We start from the raw sequence: 647 nt of genomic DNA, 5'->3' as shown, positions 1-647 counted from the left end.
GGGCCGCCGGCGGGCCCGGCGTCGTCGACCACCACGCGTGGCACCGCCAGCTGCCGGCGCAGCTCCAGCGGGAGCACGGCCTCGCCGGCGTCCCGGTCCACCTCGCGACCGACCAGCCACATCCCGAACCGCACCAGGTCCGACGGCGTGGACCACACCTCACCCGCCGGGCCCGCCGCGCGGTAGTCGGGGACGGGCTCGTGGTGCACCAGGTCGGCGTCCGGGTGCACGGCGTAGCCGTCGACGTGGGGGCCCACGGGCACCCGGCCGGTGGCCGTCATGCCCAGGGGCTCCCACAGCTCGGCGCGCAGCACCTTGTCCCACGAGTCCCCGCGGACCACCTCGACCAGGCGGCCCAGCACCGCGAACCCGGGGTTGCTGTAGTGGTACTGCTCGCCCGGGTCCCAGAGCTGCTCGACACCGGAGGCGGCCAGCTCGTCCCACGTCGGCCCGCCGTGCCGCTCCCACCACGGGCCCGGGAACTCGGCCTGCAGGCCGCTGGTGTGCGTCAGCAGGTGCCTGATGGTGGCGTCGGGGGCCGGTGCGTCCGGCAGGTGCCGCCCGATCGGGTCCGCAAGCGCCACGAGGCCCTCGGAGACGAGCCGCAGCACGGCCACGGCGATCATCGGCTTGGTGATCGACCCGAT

1 protein-coding gene is annotated in these 647 nt (G+C 75.7%); it reads right to left on the bottom strand.

The window, feature by feature from the left end:
- Positions 1 to 647: serine hydrolase domain-containing protein (locus PROKR_RS37490; RefSeq protein WP_036966298.1), on the bottom strand; the 647-nt coding region annotated here is incomplete at both ends.

The sequence above is a fragment of the Promicromonospora kroppenstedtii DSM 19349 genome (assembly GCF_000515355.1).
Taxonomy (GTDB): domain Bacteria; phylum Actinomycetota; class Actinomycetes; order Actinomycetales; family Cellulomonadaceae; genus Promicromonospora; species Promicromonospora kroppenstedtii.
This window is presented reverse-complemented; position numbering and strand designations above follow the sequence as displayed.